General features: G+C 63.6%; 19 protein-coding genes. 12 read left to right on the top strand and 7 right to left on the bottom strand.

Features of this window, described 5'->3' with window-relative positions; all coding sequences use genetic code 11:
• Positions 1-122: 122 nt before the first annotated feature.
• On the top strand, positions 123-1,193 hold the full coding sequence (locus CYJ07_RS12460) for a C45 family autoproteolytic acyltransferase/hydrolase (RefSeq protein ID WP_104204032.1): 1,071 nt from the start codon (positions 123-125) through the stop codon (positions 1,191-1,193).
• Here the strand turns inward: CYJ07_RS12460 and CYJ07_RS12455 are convergent.
• Positions 1,190-1,720, bottom strand: coding sequence for a hypothetical protein (locus CYJ07_RS12455; protein ID WP_156085501.1), 531 nt, complete (start codon positions 1,718-1,720; stop codon positions 1,190-1,192). The two genes, CYJ07_RS12460 and CYJ07_RS12455, sit on opposite strands and share 4 nt — an antisense overlap.
• Between CYJ07_RS12455 and CYJ07_RS12450 the strand changes: the two genes are divergently transcribed.
• Positions 1,698-2,822 carry a site-2 protease family protein gene (locus tag CYJ07_RS12450; RefSeq protein WP_104204030.1) on the top strand — a complete coding sequence of 375 codons (1,125 nt, stop codon included), beginning with the start codon at positions 1,698-1,700 and terminating at the stop codon, positions 2,820-2,822. The genes CYJ07_RS12455 and CYJ07_RS12450 overlap by 23 nt on opposite strands.
• Positions 2,823-2,831: 9 nt before the next feature.
• On the opposite strand, the gene CYJ07_RS12445 is transcribed toward CYJ07_RS12450, so the two are convergent.
• From CYJ07_RS12445 to trxC, 5 genes are all read right to left on the bottom strand, one after another.
• A complete protein-coding gene (locus tag CYJ07_RS12445; RefSeq protein WP_269320547.1) occupies positions 2,832-4,745 on the bottom strand; it encodes a diguanylate cyclase in 1,914 nt (637 codons plus the stop codon).
• Positions 4,746-5,082: 337 nt separating this feature from the next.
• The gene (locus CYJ07_RS12440) at positions 5,083-6,294 is read right to left on the bottom strand and encodes a methyltransferase (protein ID WP_104204028.1); all 1,212 of its coding nucleotides are present in this window, start codon (positions 6,292-6,294) and stop codon (positions 5,083-5,085) included.
• Positions 6,266-6,799, bottom strand: a complete 534-nt coding sequence (locus tag CYJ07_RS12435; RefSeq protein ID WP_104204027.1) for a hypothetical protein — start codon at positions 6,797-6,799, stop codon at positions 6,266-6,268. The genes CYJ07_RS12440 and CYJ07_RS12435 overlap by 29 nt, the downstream gene beginning before the upstream one ends.
• A gap of 65 nt (positions 6,800-6,864) precedes the next feature.
• Positions 6,865-7,335 (bottom strand): GFA family protein, encoded by a 471-nt coding sequence (locus CYJ07_RS12430; RefSeq protein ID WP_104204026.1) that lies wholly within the window; start codon positions 7,333-7,335, stop codon positions 6,865-6,867.
• A 64-nt stretch (positions 7,336-7,399) separates the two neighbouring features.
• Positions 7,400-7,840: a thioredoxin TrxC gene (gene trxC, locus CYJ07_RS12425; protein WP_104204025.1), complete on the bottom strand. Its 441-nt coding sequence runs from the start codon at positions 7,838-7,840 to the stop codon at positions 7,400-7,402.
• A gap of 178 nt (positions 7,841-8,018) precedes the next feature.
• Between trxC and CYJ07_RS12420 the strand changes: the two genes are divergently transcribed.
• The 9 genes from CYJ07_RS12420 to yejK all read left to right on the top strand — a co-directional run bounded on the left by CYJ07_RS12420 (position 8,019) and on the right by yejK (position 15,862).
• Positions 8,019-8,651, top strand: coding sequence for a glutathione S-transferase N-terminal domain-containing protein (locus CYJ07_RS12420; protein WP_104204024.1), 633 nt, complete (start codon positions 8,019-8,021; stop codon positions 8,649-8,651).
• 23 nt (positions 8,652-8,674) lie between these two features.
• A complete protein-coding gene (locus CYJ07_RS12415; protein WP_104204023.1) occupies positions 8,675-9,088 on the top strand; it encodes a gamma-glutamylcyclotransferase family protein in 414 nt (137 codons plus the stop codon).
• 33 nt (positions 9,089-9,121) lie between these two features.
• On the top strand, positions 9,122-9,442 hold the full coding sequence (locus CYJ07_RS12410) for a hypothetical protein (RefSeq protein WP_104204022.1): 321 nt from the start codon (positions 9,122-9,124) through the stop codon (positions 9,440-9,442).
• A 67-nt stretch (positions 9,443-9,509) separates the two neighbouring features.
• Positions 9,510-9,788 carry a peptidylprolyl isomerase gene (locus CYJ07_RS12405; RefSeq protein ID WP_104204021.1) on the top strand — a complete coding sequence of 93 codons (279 nt, stop codon included), beginning with the start codon at positions 9,510-9,512 and terminating at the stop codon, positions 9,786-9,788.
• Between the two features lie 128 nt (positions 9,789-9,916).
• Positions 9,917-11,380 (top strand): Nramp family divalent metal transporter, encoded by a 1,464-nt coding sequence (locus CYJ07_RS12400; RefSeq protein ID WP_197038351.1) that lies wholly within the window; start codon positions 9,917-9,919, stop codon positions 11,378-11,380.
• 73 nt (positions 11,381-11,453) lie between these two features.
• Positions 11,454-12,455, top strand: a complete 1,002-nt coding sequence (locus CYJ07_RS12395; protein ID WP_231489627.1) for an ABC transporter ATP-binding protein — start codon at positions 11,454-11,456, stop codon at positions 12,453-12,455.
• On the top strand, positions 12,452-13,213 hold the full coding sequence (locus CYJ07_RS12390) for an ABC transporter permease (protein ID WP_104204020.1): 762 nt from the start codon (positions 12,452-12,454) through the stop codon (positions 13,211-13,213). The genes CYJ07_RS12395 and CYJ07_RS12390 overlap by 4 nt, the downstream gene beginning before the upstream one ends.
• Before the next feature lie 328 nt (positions 13,214-13,541).
• Entirely contained in the window at positions 13,542-14,753 is a 1,212-nt protein-coding gene (locus CYJ07_RS12385; protein WP_104204019.1) for a GGDEF domain-containing protein, read from the top strand.
• Between the two features lie 98 nt (positions 14,754-14,851).
• Complete coding sequence (yejK, locus tag CYJ07_RS12380) at positions 14,852-15,862, top strand: nucleoid-associated protein YejK (protein WP_104204018.1); 1,011 nt, start codon at positions 14,852-14,854, stop codon at positions 15,860-15,862.
• A 14-nt stretch (positions 15,863-15,876) separates the two neighbouring features.
• Here yejK and CYJ07_RS12375 read toward each other — a convergent pair whose 3' ends face one another.
• Entirely contained in the window at positions 15,877-16,602 is a 726-nt protein-coding gene (locus CYJ07_RS12375) for a glutamine amidotransferase (protein ID WP_104204017.1), read from the bottom strand.
• A gap of 220 nt (positions 16,603-16,822) precedes the next feature.
• Between CYJ07_RS12375 and CYJ07_RS12370 the strand changes: the two genes are divergently transcribed.
• Positions 16,823-19,297 carry an NAD-dependent epimerase/dehydratase family protein gene (locus CYJ07_RS12370; RefSeq protein ID WP_104204016.1) on the top strand — a complete coding sequence of 825 codons (2,475 nt, stop codon included), beginning with the start codon at positions 16,823-16,825 and terminating at the stop codon, positions 19,295-19,297.
• The last annotated feature ends 63 nt before the right edge of the window (positions 19,298-19,360 follow it).

Genomic DNA, 19,360 nt, shown 5'->3' with positions numbered 1-19,360 from the left:
CTGTCCATAGCACCAATATGGCCAGGCGATACGCCGCGATCCTCTATCGCCGTCTCTACGAGCGATGATCGGGTCGTGACGCGGCGAGCGAACGGCACGAAGCCATAGAGGGGGATACCTTCATGCAGCACCGAGCGACGCGTGGTGCCTCGCCCGATGGCTGGGTCACTTTTCGCGGCGACCCGTTCTCTCTCGGCGTGGCCGCCGGCCGATACGGACGCCGTGCGGTGCATGCCAAGCTGCTCGGAAGCACACAGTGGCAGATCGCCACGGACAAAAAACATGACGCGGCCTTAGCGCGGCTACTGGCCGCGACCAAGCGCCTCCATCCCGCCCTGCTGGAAGAGCTCCGTGGCCTTGCCGAAGGGCTCGAGCTACCCTTTCGCGAAGTGTTCGCCTGGAACTGTCGTGGCGATCTGCTCGCCTCGACCGACGATGGCTGTACCACGGTGCAACTGCCCGGAGCGCCGGCCTGCCTGGCACACAACGAAGATGGCCTGCCCGAGTTCGACGGCGACATGTTCCTGGCCAGGTTGATACCCGATCGGGAGCCGGCGCTGATGGCCTGCTGCTACCCGGGCTCGCTGCCCGGCCATACCTTCGCGCTGACCCGGCACGGTATCGTTCAGACGGTGAACAACCTGCGCCTGACGGCGGTTCGCCCGGAGATCCCGCGCATGGTATTGAGCCGGGCGCTGCTTGGCCAACCCACCATCGAGGCTGCCCTGGCGCTGCTTCGCGAGGCACCCGCCAGCGGCGGGTTTCATTTCAGTCTGGCGCAGCCCGGTGATACCTACATCCATTCGATCGAGATCGGCGCCGGCGAAATATCCCACCGGGCCCTGACCCGGCCGGCACTGCATGCCAACCATGCCCTGCATCACCGGTGGGGGAGGAATCATCAGATCGTGACGCCATCGTCGTGCGCTCGCCAGCGACGCGGCGACGCCCTGCTTGCGGCGGGCGAACACGACCCGCTGACGATCCTGGGCGACAGTGGTGACGGTGGACTGCCGATCCTGCGGCGCGAACCCGACGACCCGGACGATGAGAACACCCTGGCCACAGCGGTCTTCCACCTGGACGCCGAAGATGTCAGTTGGCAGGTACGTTTCCCCGGTCGCTCGCAGGCGATCTCGGGCACATTGAGTGGCCTGTTCGGCGATCCCGGGCTTGGCCCGGGCTCCGCTTAGCCTTGCCCCGGGGGAGGTGCAAGCGTCGTGGCGGACGCTCCCGATCCGTCTTCTTGCAAAGCGACACCCGCACTGTCCAGCGGAAGCGCCGCTTGTCGAATGGCCGTTTCCGGCATGTATAACAGAAGCCAGTAGGCGCACAGCAGGGCCATCAGCAGGAGCAGCAGCCACGAGGCCAGCACGCCCATCAGCAGCCTTCGCGCCCTGCCGCGCCTCGTCTCGGCATCACGGGCCTGGATCACCTGGGCGTCGATGCGGGGTCGGTGATGCCATTTCCGACCATGATTCGTTGCCTCTCGCCATCCCTCATCCATGACCTCCCCCTCCTGAACGTCCCGTTCGCTTCTCTTCCCGTGCCTGCGCATCGAGTCATCCCGGCTCGTTGGCGTACCACTAGCATAGGGGCAGTGACCCGCGCTGAACAGGCCGAAGGCAGGTTCGGCTTCGCTGGCGCCATCGGCCGCGAATGCACACACTGGAACGACAACCGGAGTGAGGAGCGTCATGTTCAAGTCCGTATTGGTCATCGGTCATTTCCGCGGCATTCGTCTGGAAGTCCACATCAGTTGGCTCATCATCTTCGTACTCTTGCTCTCCACGATGAGCTCCGGTTTTCAGCGTCAGCACCCCGACTGGACGATGACCACCGCGGTGCTCACGGCGTTGGTCACTTCACTGCTGTTCTTCGCTTCGATCGTCGCCCACGAATTGGGACATAGCCTGGTCGCCATTCGCCGAGGCGTGCCGGTCAATGCGATTACCCTGTTCATCTTCGGCGGGGTGGCGCAGATGACCCGCGACCCGGACAAGGCCAACGACGAATTCTGGATCGCCATTGCCGGCCCCGCGGTGAGCCTGATCCTGGCGGCAGCCTTCGGCCTGCTCGCGGCACTTAACGGCGAAGGCCCGGCACCGGTTCCCGTGGCCCTGGGCTGGCTGGCCACGATCAACCTGGCCATCGCCATCTTCAACATGATCCCCGGCTTCCCGCTGGACGGTGGGCGCGTGCTGCGCGCTGCGGTGTGGAAGGCCACCGGCGACCTGCGCAAGGGCAATGCCGCGGCCTATGCCAGCGGCCGCCTGGTCGCCTACGGCCTGTTCGGCCTGGCGCTGTGGAACATGCTGCTGGCGGGAAATCTGGCCGGTGGGCTCTGGATCATGCTGATCGCCTGGTTCCTGCTTAACATGACCCAGGCGCAGGAGAACCAGTTCCTGCTGCGAGATCGCCTCTCTGGCGTGCGCGCGCAAGACCTGGCAGACACCGATGTGCCGCTGGTTAACGCCCGAAGCGCTGTCGAAACGTGGTTACAGCGCGATGTGCTGCCCTCCGGACGGCGCGCCTTTCTCGTCGGCGACGCTGCCGACCGGATCGAAGGCCTGGTCTCGTTGAGCGATACACGCAAGGTGCCCCAGGCGCAGTGGGCCGATACCACGGTCGGCGAAATCATGACCCCGGCAGAACGTCTGCACCATGTCGCGCCCCACGCCCGGGTCGACGAGGTGATGCAGCTCGTCAACCAACACAACCTCAACCAGGTGCCGGTAATGGAAGGAGGTCGTGTCAGCGGCTGGATCGACCGGCAGCGATTGCTGCGTACCATCGAGATACACCTGCAAGTGAAGCGTTGAAGCGGCCGCTCAGCCGTCGACGGGCCGCTCGGCCGAGCAGACTTGATTGCGTCCGGCCCCCTTGGCCCGATAGAGCGCTCCGTCGAGGCGCTTGTAGCATCGCTCCTCCGGCTCGTCGGGGGCGAGTTCGGCGACGCCGAAGCTACTGGTCAGGCTCGGCACCGGTGCGAAGTCCTTGCGTTCGATTGCCACACGCAAGCGCTCGGCCAGGGCCACCGCTCCGTCCAGCGCGGTATCCGGCAACAGCAACATGAACTCCTCCCCGCCCCACCGTGCCAATACGTCCACTTCCCTCAGGATCTCCCGGCAGAGCGCTACCAGGTGACGCAGCACATCGTCGCCAACGCTATGGCCATAGGTGTCATTGACGCGCTTGAAGTGGTCGACGTCGAACATGACCAGGCTCAGCGGTGACGGAGTGCGCCTGACCCGCTGTCGCTCGCCTTTCAACAGTTCGAGGAAGCGGTTGCGATTGACCGCCCCGGTCAACGGATCGTGCCCGGCGAGATGCTCGAGTTCATGCTGGTAGCGCTTGCTCTCGCTGATATCGCGCATGATGGTGGCGATGCTGTCCAACTCGCCGTTCTCGCGTCGACGAACCACGATGAGATGCGAGATCGGCACTTCACCCGCCCCGCTCCGCAGAGCGGTCTCGGCGTACCAGTGGCCGTGCGCCAAGGCGTAGGGAATGCCCTCCTCCTCGATGCGTCGCCGCGCCCATTCAGGGTGGGCCACTGCCATCGCTTCGGGCAGGGACTCGGGCAGCTCGCCCAGCATGTCGCGTCCCGCTCGGTTGAGGTAGACCATCCGCCGCCCGGCGTCGGCAATGGAGACGATATCGGGCGATGCATCGAGCAGGTGGATCAGCCTGTCCTGGGTGGCCTGCGCCGCGTTGCGCGCGGTCACGTCCTCGATGATACCGTTGAAGGTTTTCGTGCCATCCGGATCGATCTGCCGCCGCACCGTGACTTCCGCGTGAATCAGATGCCCCTTGAGCGAGCGCAGCCGCAGCGGGCGACGCGTCACGCCCGCGTCGCGCTGGATATCATGGCTGAAGAACTTGCGTTGTTCGGGACAGTCGTACAGCGCTGCCAGATCGGTTTCAAGCAGCGCCTGTCGGGAGTCGGCCTCGAAGATCCTCTCCATTGCCGGGTTGACCGTGATGAAGCGAGCCTTGCGTCCCGACGTGCTGCGGTAGACCCCCACCGGCAGGTTCTGGAACAGTTCATGATAATTCTCGAGCTGGGCGTAGTAGCGCTTCTCGTGAGTGACATCCACGACGATCGAGTGCAGGTACTGCCTGCCATCGACCCGCACCGGCCCCGAGTAGACGTGCACGTCACGTTTCTCGCCACAGGCGGTACGGTGGCGAAATTCGAAGAACAACTGTTGGCAAGCCTCTGCCCTGGCCATGCGCTCGCGGATCTCGGCCGGGCTGAGACAATTGATCTCGGCAATGTTCATCTGCCTGATTACCGCCACGGGATAGCCATAGAATGCGGCGGCCGATGCGTTGGCATCCACGATGCGGCCGGTTTCGGGGTCGAGCAGCAGTTTGACGGCCGGGTTGGTATCGAACATTTGCCGGTAAAGTGGCTCATGCGGCAGCACCGGGGCCGTATGCGTCATCAACGTCACCTGGACGGCTGATTGTCCCGCCCAGTCGATGCGCTGCGAGCGCACCTCGATGAACGTTCCGCCCGGAATTGCCAGCCTGTCGGACGCTTCGGCAAGTCGCCCCTGCAGCAGCGCCTCCCAGTGGTCTGCGAGCGTCACGCCCAACCCCTCGGGCAGCCACTGCGTCAGGCGCAGTGGCGCTGCGGCCTCGGCCAGGCCGAGATAGCGATACGCGGCTCGATTGGCATACAGGAATTCTCCCTGCGCCCGCACTATCAATACCGGCACCGGCATATCCCGGACCAAAGATTGGAAGGAACCTAGCCGTGCCGCATCGTTTGTATCGTTCAAGTCGTGCGCCCCTGCGTAACGACGCCGGGCCGGCCGGCATCATGGCTGCCATGAGCACGCGCTATCGCTCTGGCGCCTTTATGGGAACCACCGTCAATGCCTGAGCGCGTCACAGCGCTACACGTTGCTCGGGGACTCGCCCTACCCGGCGTCGTCTCCATGCTCCGTGCGATTCGTGCCATGACCGCACTGCGGCCTGTTCAGCATTCCTTCTCGTTGTCATTAAAAGATCGACATTCTATTTCGATTACCGACTTCCATCGTGCGTTCTGTCGTGCGCACCGAGCCCAGCTTATTCCTTGTAAGCATTCAGTAACAAGTTTCTCGGTGTCAGCTCCGGCGCGCAGAAGACGCCCAATTCCGTTCGAAAGCCCGCCTCTTCCATGCGACATTGGCGATCCAGCGCCAGCCAGACCTCGAGCGGGCGACGAAACGAGTGACGCACCAGTTCCAGACGCGTCACTTCGGCCTGCCGTCGCCATCCCTCCTGTTCGTAACGCTCCCACGCCACGTCTGCGGACAGGGGCATTGCCTTGCGCGCGGCCGCCCAACGGCAGAACGCTTCGAAGCTTTCAGGCAGCCGACCATAGGCCAGGCTCGGCACCGGCAGATAGGCATCGACACCGCGAAGTTGCCGCTGTAAGGCATCGAAGCCTAGACGCCAAGCGTTGGCCCGCTCGCGGCTGCGACGCACCCCTGATGGTGCGGTCACGGTTTCCTGCACCGCCAGGGCGAGATCGTCGCGCGAAAAAGACAGCGCATGCCCGGCACTCAGCGATGCCCCACGCTGCGAGAGCGGTCGGTAGGTCGCATCCCGGGTGCGTTGATAGCAGCATGGCGCCAGCGTGATCGCGCTGCCCTTGGCCGCGGCCAGCTCGAGCAAACGCAAATGCAGGTCGCCACAGGCATGCAGTGCCGCCACGTGTGTGCGCGGCCCCAGCCAGCGGGCCGCATCGGGTGCCAGCACGTCCTGCTCCTGCATCTGCAGCGCCACGCCCTGGGCGGCCGCCATCCGGCGACCCTCCTCACACAGCGAAGGTTGCCACTCCAGGCCAGTCGCCTCGATGCCATGCCGGCGTGCCAGCGCACGCGACAGATGTCCTTTGCCCGCGCACCACTCCACTACGCTCACGCCGGGCGTCAGTCGCAAATGCCGCGTGAAAGCCTCGATCTGGCGCCACTTGCGCCCGCCGACATGCCGCCCCCAGGCATCGGGCAGCGTCGGGCCATCGCCTTCCAGGAGAGGGAGATCCACCAGTTCGGCGAGCTCCTGGATCGGCAACCAGTGACCTAGCGGCGAATTCCGCCATGGGTCGGCCTGTAGCCGTTCCACCTCGTATTCGCTCAGGCCGAGCAAGCACTCGGCGAGGTCGGGATAGCGCTCGCGCCAGGGTAACTGTCGATGCATGAACGGCAAGGGCCGCCAGAGCGCCTGCCATTCGGCCAGGCACTCGGTCAGACGACGAAAACGGGAGTCAGTATTCGATTCTTGATGCTTCGGCATCGAACGCCACCGAAATATCAATGCCTTCGTCGAGCGTCGGCGCGTCCTCCAGAGATTTCTGCAGGGCCAGGGTACCTTCCAATCGGCCGGCAACCCGCGCCGCGGTGCCTTCGACGTTGAACGCTTCCAGCATCAGCTGGACGTCGCCACCGTCCGAGGTGAATACCGGCGGCATCGGGGACGTGCCGATCGGATGCAACACATCGAAGGCTGTGACCTCGCCATCGGCCAGCGTGATGCTGAGCGAGAGCGAATCCAGAGACTCGACCCTATCCGGTTCGACGAACCCGGTGAGGTCGATCGTGTAGCTCTCGCCCAGATCGGTGAAGGTAGCATGGGAGTCGGCTCCCTGGCGCAGGATGTACCACTCGCGCTCTTCACCGTCGAGTAGGCCCCTGATATGACCGGCGAGCTCGAACTCCTCGGGCGTCTCGGCCATGAGCGGCATGGCGGCCAGCAGCATTACCGCACCCAGCCATTGCGGCGCCCTTCCGGTATCGAACATGGAGTCCCCCTGCGTTTTCGGTGCGCAAGCTGCGCCACCTAGCGGTCATTCTCGGGGTCGGCCGGCTACCTGACAAGGCCCAGCCGCTCGTGCCATTCCGCCAGGCTCTCCTGCGGATAGTGCTCGAAGCACTGATCGTGCGGCCCGACCTGAGGCTCGACCCAGTTGGCCTTGCTGTCGAGCAGCAGGTGGACCCGCTCCGGGGGTACCGGCAGAGGCGTGTCGATGGCCGAGGCGAAGGGATGGACCAGCTCCGGCCAGTGCGGATCGTAGACCCACAGGGCGCTGCCGCAACGCGAGCAAAAGTGGCGCTCGCCCGGGCTCTCCTCACCCTCGATCAACGCATGATAGATCGCTATCTGCTCGACACCTTCGACGCTCAACGTCTCGTAGCGACCGCCGAGATTGATGGCATACCCACCGCCTCCCGCCGTCTTGCGACAGATGGAGCAGTAACAGCGCTGATAGGGATAAGGATGCGGCGACTCCACCCGGAAGCGCACCGCACCACAGTGGCAGGAACCTTCGAGCAGCATGATGTCCCTCTCGATCAGGTTAAGGCTTTTCTTCAGCGTAGTGCCTGTTGTGCCCCCCGGCCTGCTAGTCGAGCAGGTGCGGTTGGAGCCATTGGCGCAGCTGGGCGCCCTGCAGCAAGCCCGGTTGGCGCGCGAGCTCCCGCCCCTCGCGGAACACGATCAGCGTGGGAATACTACGGATACCGAACTGCCCCGCCAGGCCGGGCTCGGCCTCTGTATCGAGCTTGGCGAAGCGCATTCTCGGTTCCAGTTCGCGTGCCGCCTCGGCAAAGGTCGGCGCCATGGCTTTGCACGGCCCGCACCAGTTGGCCCAGAAATCGACAACGACCGGCAACTCGCTGCGCTCGACCAAGGCACGGAAATTGCCGCCGGTCAGCTCCACCGGTTCGCCGTTGAACAAAGCCTGCTTGCACTTGCCGCAACGTGGCCCGTCGAGCAGGCGAGCCTGGCTGACGCGATTGACGGTGCCACAGCGGGGGCAGCCGAGAATCAGGGAATCGGACATGACGAAGGGCTCCCATTGCCTGGAAACTACGGAAGATCGTCCTAAGATGGCGCCTATGCCGAAGGGCATCAAGCGGCCTGCCCGCCCGGCCTGCTATCGCCTGGTCAGCATTACGCTCGCAAGCAACGAAATGCTAAGGTCGGGACATGGAAACCGGTTTCGACGAAAGGAAATTGCGATGATCGATCTATGGACCTGGACCACACCCAACGGCCGCAAGGTGTCGATCCTGCTCGAAGAGCTCGGCCTGCCTTACCGCGTTCATCCGGTGGACATTACCCAAGGCGAGCAGTTTGCTCCCGCGTTTCTCGAGATCAGCCCCAATAACAAGATCCCCGCCATCCGCGATGACGAAACCGGCATGATGCTGATGGAGTCCGGAGCGATCATGATCTACCTGGCCGAGAAGACCGGGCGCTTCCTGCCCACCGAGCCGGAAGGCCGCTATCGCACCCTGGAGTGGTTGATGTGGCAAATGGGCGGCGCGGGCCCCATGCTCGGCCAGGCCCACCATTTCCTGCAGTTCAACCCGGGCAAGGCACCTTATGCGGAAGAGCGCTTCCACCAAGAGGCTCAGCGTCTCTATGACGTGCTGGATACGCGGCTGGCCGGCCAGGATTACGTTGCGGGCGCCGAATATACCATCGCCGACATGGCCATCTGGCCGTGGGTGTCGCGCTACGCATGGCAGCGCATCGAGCTCGATCGTTACCCCCACGTGGAACGCTGGTATGTCGCGATTGCCGAGCGACCGGCGGTACAGCGCGGCTACCATTGCCCCAACAAGGTCAACGAAATCCCGCTGCCTTGACAAACCGGGAGACCGAGCGAGCCATGACGTCACCCGCCACTGCCGTTACCCGTACCTCCCTGGTAGCCGTCTACGGAACCCTGAAGCGCGGCCTGCGTAACCATTATTGGCTCGAGGGCGCCGATTTCGTGGGTGTGGATCGTCTGGACACGATCACGCTCTACGACCTGGGGCACTGCCCCGCCGCCAAGACCGAACGCTCCCGAGGTGTCGAAGTGGAGGTATACCGCGTTACCGCGCAGATACTCGGCGAGCTCGACCGGCTGGAGGATTATCGTATCCGCACCCCACGAGCCGGCATGTACGACCGTATTCTTCAGCGCACCGCCTACGGCACCGCTTGGCTCTATCTCTACAATCACGACGTCAGGGGCTGCCCGGCACAGCACGAGGGCGGCTGGCTGCCCGCTAGGCAGGAGCGGCGGGGTCATGTATAACGCCGCCACAGCCAACCTCGAGGAGATGACACCATGGGGCGTCTACTAGCCCTTGTCCTGATCGCCGGACTCGCCTATGGCGGCCTTTACATCTATTACGGCGTGGTGGTGGAGGATGCGATCAAGGCACAACTCGATCGTCGTGGACTGACTGCCGTGGAGGTGGAGCAAATCGATTACGGTTTCATGGCACCGTTGAGCAATGAAGCGACGATTTCCGCCGAGCTCGACTATCGCGGCGCCGAAGCCACCGTCAGCGTGCGTCTCGAGGGTCATCCGGTGTTCTCGGAGAGCGTGCGCATCGAGCTGGAAGGACTGCAGGCGTTGCGGCTGCGCTTCGGGGCGAGCGAGTAAGCCGTCCCGGATCGACGTGATATGATGCCGACCTTCTTCCCCATTCCGACAGCGACAGGAGCACATCATGGCCCGGGCAACCGCACGGCATATTCTGGTAGACAGCGAAGCGCAATGCGAGGCCCTCAAGGCCGAGATTGAGGGCGGCCGCGACTTCGCCGAGGTGGCACGCGAACACTCTTCCTGCCCCTCCGGCCGCCAGGGCGGCGACTTGGGCAGCTTCGGCCCGGGACAGATGGTTCGCGAATTCGACGAAGTGGTGTTTACCGGCGAGCTGAACAAGGTGCACGGCCCGGTGAAGACCCAGTTCGGCTATCATCTTCTCGAGATTACCAGCCGCAGCTGATCCACGCCGCAATGCGATCACCGACGCCGCCGTGCCCGCCACGGCGGCGTTTTCGTGCGGGCATGTCTTGAGACGAAAACTGGGCCTGCTACCTTGTAGCCACCAAACTAGCGATAGGGAGGTATCGCGTGACAAGGAAGCCAACGGAGCAGGACGCTCACTTTCGTTCGGAAGTTCCCCGCCCGCCGCACGGCAAGCGGCGCTTCAAGTGGTACGGCCCCGGCCTGCTATGGATGCTCTCGGCGGTCGGTACCGGTTCGATCCTCTTCACTCCCCGCGTGGCCTCGGCCTACGAGTACCAGCTGCTGTGGATGTTGCTGCTGGTGGTGCTGTTCATGTGGGTGATGATCCGCGAGATGGCCCGTTACTCGATCGTCAGCGGCCATACCATGCTGGAGGGAATGCATACGCTGAAAGGCCCGCGGGACTGGGCGGTATGGGTGATCTTCGTGCCGCAGCTGCTAGCGGCGGCGATCGGTATCGCCGGGTTGGCCGCGGTGGTGGGCAGTGCACTCGGCGAGTTCCTGCCGGGAGCGAATACCCTCTACGCCATTGCCATGGTCATTCTCTCCACCCTGTTTACCGCTACCGGTCGCTACTCGCTGATCGAGACGTTCAGTCGCGTAATGGCGCTGGCGTTGATGATCATGGCCATCGTCACCGCATTCATCGTCTTCCCCGGGTTCGGGAAGGTCGCCCAGGGCCTGACCTTCGGCTGGCCCGACGAACCCGACCTCTATGTCATCCTGCCTTGGGTGGGTACCATTCTGGCCGGCTCCATGGGCATCGTGTGGTTCGGCTACTGGACCGCCACACGCGGTTTCGGCGGCGGTCTGCAGGGCCGCGAGCCCGATGACGAGCAGCCCGAATCGTCGCGCCGGGAGCTTGAGGGCAGCGAGAGCAGCTCCTGGGAGACCCGCCTGTCCCATACCCAAGGCTGGATCCGCACCATGTCGGTCACCGCCGCCATCGGAGTCGTCGGCGGGCTTATCGTGATCTTCTCGTTCATGGTGCTGGGGGCCGAACTGCTGGCGCCCGAGGGCATCATGCCCGAAGGACCGGAGGTCGCGGTGGATCTCACCAACATCTTCTCGGACGTGTGGGGCGAGGTCGGTCGCTACGTCCTGCTCGCGGCCATCGTGATCGCCCTGGGCGGCAGCATACTTGCCAACCAGGACGGCTGGGGGCGCAGCTTCGCCGACATGACCCTGATCGTGACGCGCAGCCGTCGCGAGTCGGGTCATCCGACCCCGCTGCTCAAATGGCTGGATGCGCTCGACCGGCGCCTGCCGTGGCCGCTGTTCGAGCGCCGCTGGCTCAAGCGGCTCTATATCGTCAGCGTCACCGGCGTGGCGCCGCTGGTCATCCTTATGCTGTTCAGCGATCCGGTGCAGGTGATGTCCGTCTCGGGGATCATTGCGGCCGCCCACACGCCGTTCATCGCAATGGCGGCGCTGTACGTCAACCGCACGCGGCTGCCGCCCGCCCTGCGCCCCGGCCTGGCCGCCAGCGTCACGATGGGTATTGCCGGCCTGTTCTACCTGGGGTTCGCCGTGCTCTATCTGCTCAACATGGCGGGAGTGGTGGGCTGAGAATGCGCACCGAGCGCCGGCACGCGTTAGGATAGGGGCTGTTGGTTCGCCCTCTCAGCACACGGGACACCTCATGACCCTATCAGCCCCTTCCCCGCTCACCCTGGCGGGGCACGACGTCAGCGGCGGCGCCGCCGAATCCGGCACGCCGGTCATCCAGGTCGAGACGCTGTCGAAGATCTACGGCGACGGCTTCCAGGCGTTGAAGGAGGTCGACCTGACGATTCGCCGCGGCGAGATCTTCGCCCTGCTCGGCCCCAACGGGGCCGGCAAGACCACGCTGATCAGTGTGATCTGCGGTCTGGTGAACGCCAGCAGCGGTCGCGTGCTGGTCGACGGCCACGACAACGTGAGCCAGTATCGCCAGGCGCGCGAGCGTATCGGCCTGGTGCCCCAGGAGCTGACCAACGAAGCCTTCACCACGGTGTGGGATACGGTCAGTTTCAGCCGGGGCCTGTTCGGCAAGCCCAAGGACCCCGCACATATCGAGAACGTGCTGCGCGCATTGACCTTGTGGGACAAGCGCGACAATCGCCTGCTGGAACTCTCCGGCGGCATGAAGCGCCGCGTCCTGATCGCCAAGGCGCTGTCGCACCAGCCCCAGGTGCTGTTCCTCGATGAACCCACGGCCGGGGTCGACGTGGAGCTGCGCCGTGAGATGTGGGAGGTGGTGCGGGGCCTGCGCGACCAGGGCGTGACGATCATCCTCACCACTCACTACATCGAGGAGGCCGAGGAGATGGCCGACCGTATCGGTGTGATCCGCCGCGGCGAACTGGTACTGGTGGAGGAGAAGACTGCGTTGATGCGACAGCTCGGGCGCAAGGAGCTGACCCTGCATCTGGCGACGCCACTGGATGGCGTGCCCGCCGCCCTGGCCGGCCACGACCTGGAACTGGCGGAGGATGGTCACGCACTGGTGTATACCTACGATGTCACGCGCCTGGATGAGGGAACCGGCATTGCCGGTCTGCTGGCCGACCTGGAGGCGACCGGCATACGCGTCAAGGATCTGCATACACGGCAGAGTTCGCTGGAGGAGATCTTCGTCAACCTGGTCAGGGGGAGTGCATGAATTTGCAGTCGGTCAAGACCATCTACCTGGCCGAAATGGCCCGCAGCCTGCGCACGGTTTTGCAGAGCATCGTCTCGCCGGTAGTCTCCACCTCGCTCTACTTCGTGGTGTTCGGCGCCGCCATCGGCTCGCGCATCAGCGAGGTCGATGGGGTGAGTTACGGTGCCTTCATCGTCCCCGGGCTGATCATGTTGATGCTGCTGACCCAGAGCGTCTCAACCGCCTCTTTCGGCATCTTCTTTCCGCGCTTTTCCGGCTCGATCTACGAGATTCTCTCGGCGCCGATCTCCTATCTCGAGATCGTGCTCGGCTTCGTTGGCGCCGCGGCAACGAAGTCGGTCATCCTGGGGCTGATCGTGCTCGCCACCGCGCGCCTGTTTGTACCCTTCTCGATCGCGCATCCATTTATCATGCTGCTGTTCCTGGTGCTCACCGCGCTGACCTTCAGTCTGCTCGGCTTCATCATCGGCATCTGGGCCGACGGCTTCGAGAAGCTGCAACTGGTGCCGCTGCTGATCGTCACGCCGCTCACCTTCCTCGGTGGCACCTTCTACTCCATCGATATGCTGCCGCCCTTCTGGCAGGCGCTAACGCTGCTCAACCCGGTGGTCTATCTGGTCAGCGGATTTCGCTGGAGCTTCTATGGCAGTGGTGACGTCAGCATCTGGGCCAGCCTGGGCACCATCGCGCTGTTTCTGGGTGTCGCCCTGGCGGTGATCAACTGGATATTCAAGACCGGTTATCGGCTCAAGCCCTGAGCCGGTAGCATGACGACGGCCAGCGACAGGAAGCGTCATGAGAGAGGGAGCGAGTTTTCGTACATGTTGAGCCGATACTGGCGCGATTCGATTTTGCTAGCCATTATCGGGAATGGGGAATGTTTAGACTCGTATGGCTGCGGAGGTTAAATATCCGCATGGCAAGCCCATGTTACGTACCTGCGATTTTAACCAATACTGCAAGCGCATGTTGCGTAAGGATAAAAGCGCCTCCGAGCGGTCCTGGGGAGAGCGCGCATAAGAACGAACGAGTGACGGCACCGTAGGATCCTTGTTGCGCCGGTGCCTTCCTGGCAAGGGACATATCATGACGTCTGGGACGATAGCTTCGCTCGACTGGCGCATCGAGTTCCGCGACCCGGTGCAGGAAACCCTTTATCGTGACGCCATGCGAGCGCAGGACGAACAGCAGCTGCGTCATGCCCTGTGGCTGATCACCGTCGTCTTGCTCGCCTTCTGTGCTGCCGATCAAGCTCTTCTGAGATCTGGCAACGCCCTGTTGACGCTCTGGTTTATTCGCGGGGCCATCGCCCTGAGCTGCATGGTCCTCGCGCTCGCCATGGCCAGCCGCCGAGTGCGGTCGCACCTACCGATCCTGGTCAATACGCTCTTCTTCCTGGGCATCAGCGGCCTGCTGCTGACCCTCCCCCTTAACCCCGGCAGCACCGAACTGCATATATCCACCATGTTGGCAGCGAGCACCGCCATCTATCTTCTGGTGCCCAATCGATTGCCGTGGACGCTGGCCTGGAATGCCTATCTGGCAGCCGGCTTCGTGACGGTCATGACGCTGTGGAGCCCGCTCACGCCCGGCATGCTGGCAATCAGCTTGCTACTGCTGGGCTTCGTCAACCTGACGGGTGGGCTCGCCCTCATTCGGATCAACCGGTTGCAGCGATGGCAGTTCGCCTTGTGGATGGAAGAACACGAGCTCAACCGCAAGCTGCAGAGCGAGATCGAGGAACGGCGCCTGCTCGAAGCCCAGTTGCGTCACCTGGCCAGCACCGATCCGCTCACCGGTATCGCCAATCGGCGCCGCTTCTTCGAACTGGCCGAGCGGGAGCTGAGTCGCGCCCAGCGCGAGCAGAGTCCATTGGCTATCTGCATGGTCGACATCGACCTGTTCAAGTCACTCAACGACCACCACGGACATGCCGTTGGCGACCTGGTACTGACCACCGTGGCGGCTTGCTGCGCCTCGGTGCTGCGCGAGACGGATATCATCGGCCGCTATGGGGGCGAAGAATTCGTCATTGCCCTGCCCCAAGCCGATCACGATACGGCGCTACAGATTGCCGAGCGTCTGCGCGCCAAAGTCACCTCGCTGCGACTGCCCATGTTGAATGCCGACGCGCACCTTTCCGTTACGGTGGGGATTAGCCAGGTCGAGCCCGGCGAAACTCGGCTCGAACCCGCCCTGCAGCGAGCCGACGAAGCGCTCTACAGCGGCAAGGCGCGCGGTCGAAACTGCGTGATGGTGGCCGGCGACGCGCCGTCACCGCTCGCCGCACAAGCCTGAGTTGCGTGTCGCATGGGTTGAACTCGAAGGTCTAGCCGGTATCATCGCTTCCTCGCCCTGCGCAAGTCCCCTGCCCGCTCCCTCATAGCGAAGACACCATGCCGATCCAGCACAGCATCATTCATCGTATCGACAAGGCTTCGAGCGATCAGCCGGCCGCCCTGCACGCGGCGAGCTCCGAGCTGCCTGGCTCGGACAGGATGGAGGACCTGTTGGCCGCCTTTCACGATGCCTACCACGGCAAGACCAAGGCCTGGGGCCATTTCCGAACGAGAGACGACGGCGAAACCCAAGTCGGATTCGTGCAGGCGTTGGAAAATTACCTGGAGGGGCACAGCGATTTCGTCACCTTCTCACGAGACGTCGCCGGACGTCTGCTGCCTCTCGTCGACGCTCATCTCTCGCTATCGGGGCATCTATTGTTCGTCGACTACCAACAGGGCGATACCCGATACCTGAGCCTGGCGCTACTGCACCATCGTGAAGGCTTCGGCATCGCACCGTCGCTCGAACCGGTACCCGCGCCTCAGCTCAACCTGGCGCGCATGAGCCTGGCCTCACGCCTCAACCTGACGCAATGGCGCGATGGCGCCGCCTCTCGCCACTACCTCTCCTGGGTTCACGATCGCGGCGGCAGGAAACTCGCCGAAGAGATGGCCGAGCTGATGGGCGCCACCGAGGGCATCGACGCCACGGGTGAAACACGCACCCTGCTCAAGGCGTTCAGCGATTACGTAGAGCAGGAGGACTTGCCGGAAGAGGAGAGCCGAGAGAAGACCGAAGCACTGATCGATTATGCCAACGACCAGGCCCGGCGTGGCGAACCGATCACGCTGGAGGAGCTCTCGGAACTACTCGACGAGCAGCAGCCCAAGGCGTTCTACGAGCATATTCGTAACGCCGATTACGGGCTCTCTCCCGAGATCCCCCCCGACAAGCGCACCCTGCGGCAGTTCCGCCGTTTCACCGGACGCGCCGGTGGCGTGTCGATCAGCTTCGATTCCCACCTGCTCGGCTCGAGCATCGAGTACGACGAAACCCAGGATCGACTGATCATCAAGCAAGTCCCCAAGCAGCTCAGGGAACAGCTCAAGCAACGCCAAAGTTAGCCCTGGGCCCAGGGCTACTCGATGCCTTGGGCTGCCTCTGCCGCTGCCAGCCATTCGCGGAAGACCTGTTGGCCACGCTGCTTGAGCCCCGGGCCGAAGCGTTTCGCCTGCTCGCGCAGCGCCACCGGATCCACCTCGGCGGCAGCCAGTTCGGCGGCATGGCCGATCAGCCATGGCTCGATATGCGCCGGGTCGACTTCGAGGTGGAACTGCAGGCCGAGCACATGCTTGCCCACGGCGAAGGCCTGGTGCGCACAGGGGTGGCTGTAAGCCAGCCGGGTCGCTCCGGGTGGCGTCTCGAACATGTCCCCATGCCAGTGAAGCACCGTGTCGGGATTACCGATATGGCGCAGCGGGCCTTCCTGTCCTTCGCGAGTCAGGCTGAGGTCGGCGAAGCCGATCTCTTTCTCCGGCATGGGGAAGACCCGGCCACCCAAGGCGCGTGCGATCAGCTGTGCTCCCAGGCAGATACCCAGCAGCGGGCGACCCGAGTCGAGCCGGTGCCGAATGGCGTCCAGCTCTGCGGCGAGGAAGGGGTACATGGCCTCGTCGTTGGCGCCGATCGGCGCGCCGAGAATCACCATCAATTCGGGGCTGTCGACATCAAGCGCCTCGAGGGCATCGGACCCCAGCAGGCCCGGATCGAGGTAGCGAATGCGGTAGCCGAACTCCTCGAGAACCGGTTCGAAGATACCCAGATCCTCGAAGGCGATATGGCGAATGGCAACGGCACTCTTCATCTAGCGGAAACTCCCTTTTCATCGTAACGGCACGATACCGACAATACGCAAGCACTCCGATACCTGACGCTACATTATCGCAGCGCGATTTACCTATTGTTGTACAGAGCATGGCACAAGGCGACAAGTCGTGTTTGCCGTATCGCCCCCAACCCGACTAGCTTGAACCAGTGCCATGCATCGTGATGCGTCTTAATGGAGTTCGGAGGGAACCCTAGCCATGCCAGACAAGGATGCGGCTATCCAGGAGAGACCGCTGGTTGTGATCACGGGAGCCTCGGGCGGCGTAGGAACGGCCCTGACCCGTAGCCTCAATCGCGATTATCGGATAATCGCTCTCGACAGGAACAAGGCGGAGGAAGCCGACGAGAGCTACGAGTTCGACCTCACCGATATCGACTCGATCAAGCAGGCGCTTGAGCAAGTAGCCGAACGTCACGGCCGCGATATCGCTGCCGTGGTTCACCTCGCCGCCTACTTCGACTTCACCGGCGAGGAGTCGCCTCTGTACGAGAAGGTCAACGAACAGGGCACGAAGAACCTGCTCGAGGCTTTGAAAAGCGTAAACGTTGAGCGCTTCATCTATTCCAGCACCATGCTGGTTCACGAACCCCAGGTACCGGGGCGCAGGGTCACCGAGGAGACGCCGATCGCGCCCACCTGGGCCTACCCCAAGTCGAAGGCGAAAACCGAAGCGGTGATCCGCGAGCATGCCACCATGCCCTATACGCTGCTGCGCCTGGCCGGCATGTACGACGAGAAAACCAGCGTGCCCACGCTGTCGCACCAGATCGCGCGCATCTACGAACACACCTTCAAGAGTCATTTCTACTCCGGCAATACCAATGCCGGCCAGGCGTGCGTGCACAAGGAGGACATGATCGACGCCTTCCGGCGCACCATCGATCGGCGTCGAGAGCTGCCGCGGGAGAACGAGATCCTCATTGGCGAGGAGCACGCCGTCAGCTACGAAGCGCTGCAGAATCGCTTGGGCGAGCTGATTCACGGCAAGAAGAAGTGGAAGACGGTGGTGATGCCCAAACCGCTGGCCAAGACCGGCGCCCTGCTCGAGGAGAAGAGCGAGCCGCTCGTCCCCGACGATTTCGACAAGGGCGAGAAACCCTTCATCCGGCCGTTCATGATCGATATGGCCGATGATCACTACGAGCTCGACATCCGCCGCGCCCGCGAACAGCTCGGCTGGGAACCGCGCCACGAGGTCTTCGACACGCTCGAAGCCATGGTGGACAATCTGCTGAAGGACCCGCACGGCTGGTATCAGGCCAACGGCATCACCCCACCCGACTGGGTCGAGGAAGCCGAGGAGAAGGGGCAGAATCCCGAGCGCGTGCTGGAACGGTACCAGGCCCACAGCCAGCGGCAGCACTTCCAGTTCCTGTGGGCGCACTTCTTCAATATCGCTCTCGGGATATGGCTGATCGTCTCGCCACCGACCTTGGGCTATGAAGGAGGCATGGCCTATAGCGATATCGGCGCCGGGCTGCTGCTCGCCATCTTCGGCGCCATCTCGCTGTCGCGGCAGCATGCCTGGGCACGCTGGGTATGCGCCGGCATCGGCCTGTGGGTGATGTTCGCTCCGTTGGTGTTCTGGAGCGAGAGCGCGGCGGCCTACCTCAACGGTACCATCGTCGGCACCTTGGCCATCGCTTTCTCTGCCCTGGTGCGACCGACGCCAGGCATGTCGCCCGCGGCGGCGATGACCGGCCCCACCACTCCCCCCGGCTGGAACAACAATCCCTCGAGCTGGTTCCAGCGCATGCCGATCATCGCCCTGGCCCTGGTCGGCTTCTTCGTCTCGCGCTATCTGGCCGCTTATCAGCTCGGGCATATCGATGCCGTGTGGGATCCGTTCTTCGACGGTACCCGCAGCGGACTCAACGGCACCGAGGACATCATCACCTCCTCGGCCTCCGAGGCGTGGCCGGTACCGGATGCGGGGCTCGGCGGCATCGTCTACATGCTGGAGATCCTGCTCGGCTTTATCGGCGCCGCCAACCGCTGGCGCACCATGCCCTGGATCGTCGCTTCGTTCGGCGTACTGATCGTACCGCTGGGGGTCGTGTCGGTGACCTTCATCATCATCCAGCCGATCCTGATCGGCACCTGGTGCACGCTGTGTCTGCTGCAGGCCGGCGCGATGCTGCTGCAGATCGCCTATGCCTTCAACGAATTCGTCGCCACCGGGGAGTTTCTCAGGCGTCGCCATCGGGCCGGCGCGCCGGTGCTCAAGATCTTCTTCACCGGCGACACCGACGAAGGCCCCAACGAAGGCGTCGAGGAGAACTTCCAGCGCAAGCCGCAGGCCGTTATCGGCGATGCGCTGTCCACCGGTGTGAATCTGCCCTGGAACCTGGCGCTGTGCCTGCTGATAGGCGCCTGGCTGATGTTCACGCGCGTAACCTTCGGTGCCGAAGGTACCCTGGCCAACTGGGATCATCTGATCGGCGCGCTGATCATCACCGTCACGGTGGTCGCCATGGCCGAATCGGCGCGCCCGGCACGCTGGGTGTTGATTCCGCTCGGCAGCGTACTGTTCTTTACGCCGTTCCTGCACGGCGCCGATACACTCGCCCTGGTCAACAGCCTGGCCTGCGGCGCTGCGGTGATCGCACTCAGCCTGCGCCGAGGACCGATCCACGGCGAGTATGGACGCTGGAGCCGACTTCTGGTCTGACAGCTCAGCCAGACGCCTCCCTGGAGGCGTCTGGCGACATGCAGCGCCGGGGTGGCACTGGTA

It is taken from the genome of Billgrantia saliphila (assembly GCF_002930105.1).
Lineage (GTDB): Bacteria > Pseudomonadota > Gammaproteobacteria > Pseudomonadales > Halomonadaceae > Halomonas > Halomonas saliphila.
Note: the sequence above shows the minus strand (reverse complement) of the source record. Positions and strands in the feature narration are given on the sequence as shown.

Bases quoted from the DNA above. Each gene is read 5' to 3' on its own strand.
- CYJ07_RS12455 (WP_156085501.1), bottom strand. From the start codon at position 1,720: ATGACCAATACGGACTTGAACATGACGCTCCTCACTCCGGTTGTCGTT.
- CYJ07_RS12435 (WP_104204027.1), bottom strand. From the start codon at position 6,799: ATGTTCGATACCGGAAGGGCGCCGCAATGGCTGGGTGCGGTAATGCTG.
- CYJ07_RS12450 (WP_104204030.1), top strand. From the start codon at position 1,698: ATGTTCAAGTCCGTATTGGTCATCGGTCATTTCCGCGGCATTCGTCTG.
- CYJ07_RS12385 (WP_104204019.1), top strand. From the start codon at position 13,542: ATGACGTCTGGGACGATAGCTTCGCTCGACTGGCGCATCGAGTTCCGC.
- CYJ07_RS12395 (WP_231489627.1), top strand. From the start codon at position 11,454: ATGACCCTATCAGCCCCTTCCCCGCTCACCCTGGCGGGGCACGACGTC.
- CYJ07_RS12375 (WP_104204017.1), bottom strand. From the start codon at position 16,602: ATGAAGAGTGCCGTTGCCATTCGCCATATCGCCTTCGAGGATCTGGGT.
- CYJ07_RS12415 (WP_104204023.1), top strand. From the start codon at position 8,675: ATGACGTCACCCGCCACTGCCGTTACCCGTACCTCCCTGGTAGCCGTC.
- CYJ07_RS12405 (WP_104204021.1), top strand. From the start codon at position 9,510: ATGGCCCGGGCAACCGCACGGCATATTCTGGTAGACAGCGAAGCGCAA.
- CYJ07_RS12460 (WP_104204032.1), top strand. From the start codon at position 123: ATGCAGCACCGAGCGACGCGTGGTGCCTCGCCCGATGGCTGGGTCACT.
- trxC (WP_104204025.1), bottom strand. From the start codon at position 7,840: ATGTCCGATTCCCTGATTCTCGGCTGCCCCCGCTGTGGCACCGTCAAT.
- CYJ07_RS12420 (WP_104204024.1), top strand. From the start codon at position 8,019: ATGATCGATCTATGGACCTGGACCACACCCAACGGCCGCAAGGTGTCG.
- CYJ07_RS12410 (WP_104204022.1), top strand. From the start codon at position 9,122: ATGGGGCGTCTACTAGCCCTTGTCCTGATCGCCGGACTCGCCTATGGC.
- CYJ07_RS12430 (WP_104204026.1), bottom strand. From the start codon at position 7,335: ATGCTGCTCGAAGGTTCCTGCCACTGTGGTGCGGTGCGCTTCCGGGTG.
- CYJ07_RS12370 (WP_104204016.1), top strand. From the start codon at position 16,823: ATGCCAGACAAGGATGCGGCTATCCAGGAGAGACCGCTGGTTGTGATC.
- yejK (WP_104204018.1), top strand. From the start codon at position 14,852: ATGCCGATCCAGCACAGCATCATTCATCGTATCGACAAGGCTTCGAGC.
- CYJ07_RS12440 (WP_104204028.1), bottom strand. From the start codon at position 6,294: ATGCCGAAGCATCAAGAATCGAATACTGACTCCCGTTTTCGTCGTCTG.
- CYJ07_RS12390 (WP_104204020.1), top strand. From the start codon at position 12,452: ATGAATTTGCAGTCGGTCAAGACCATCTACCTGGCCGAAATGGCCCGC.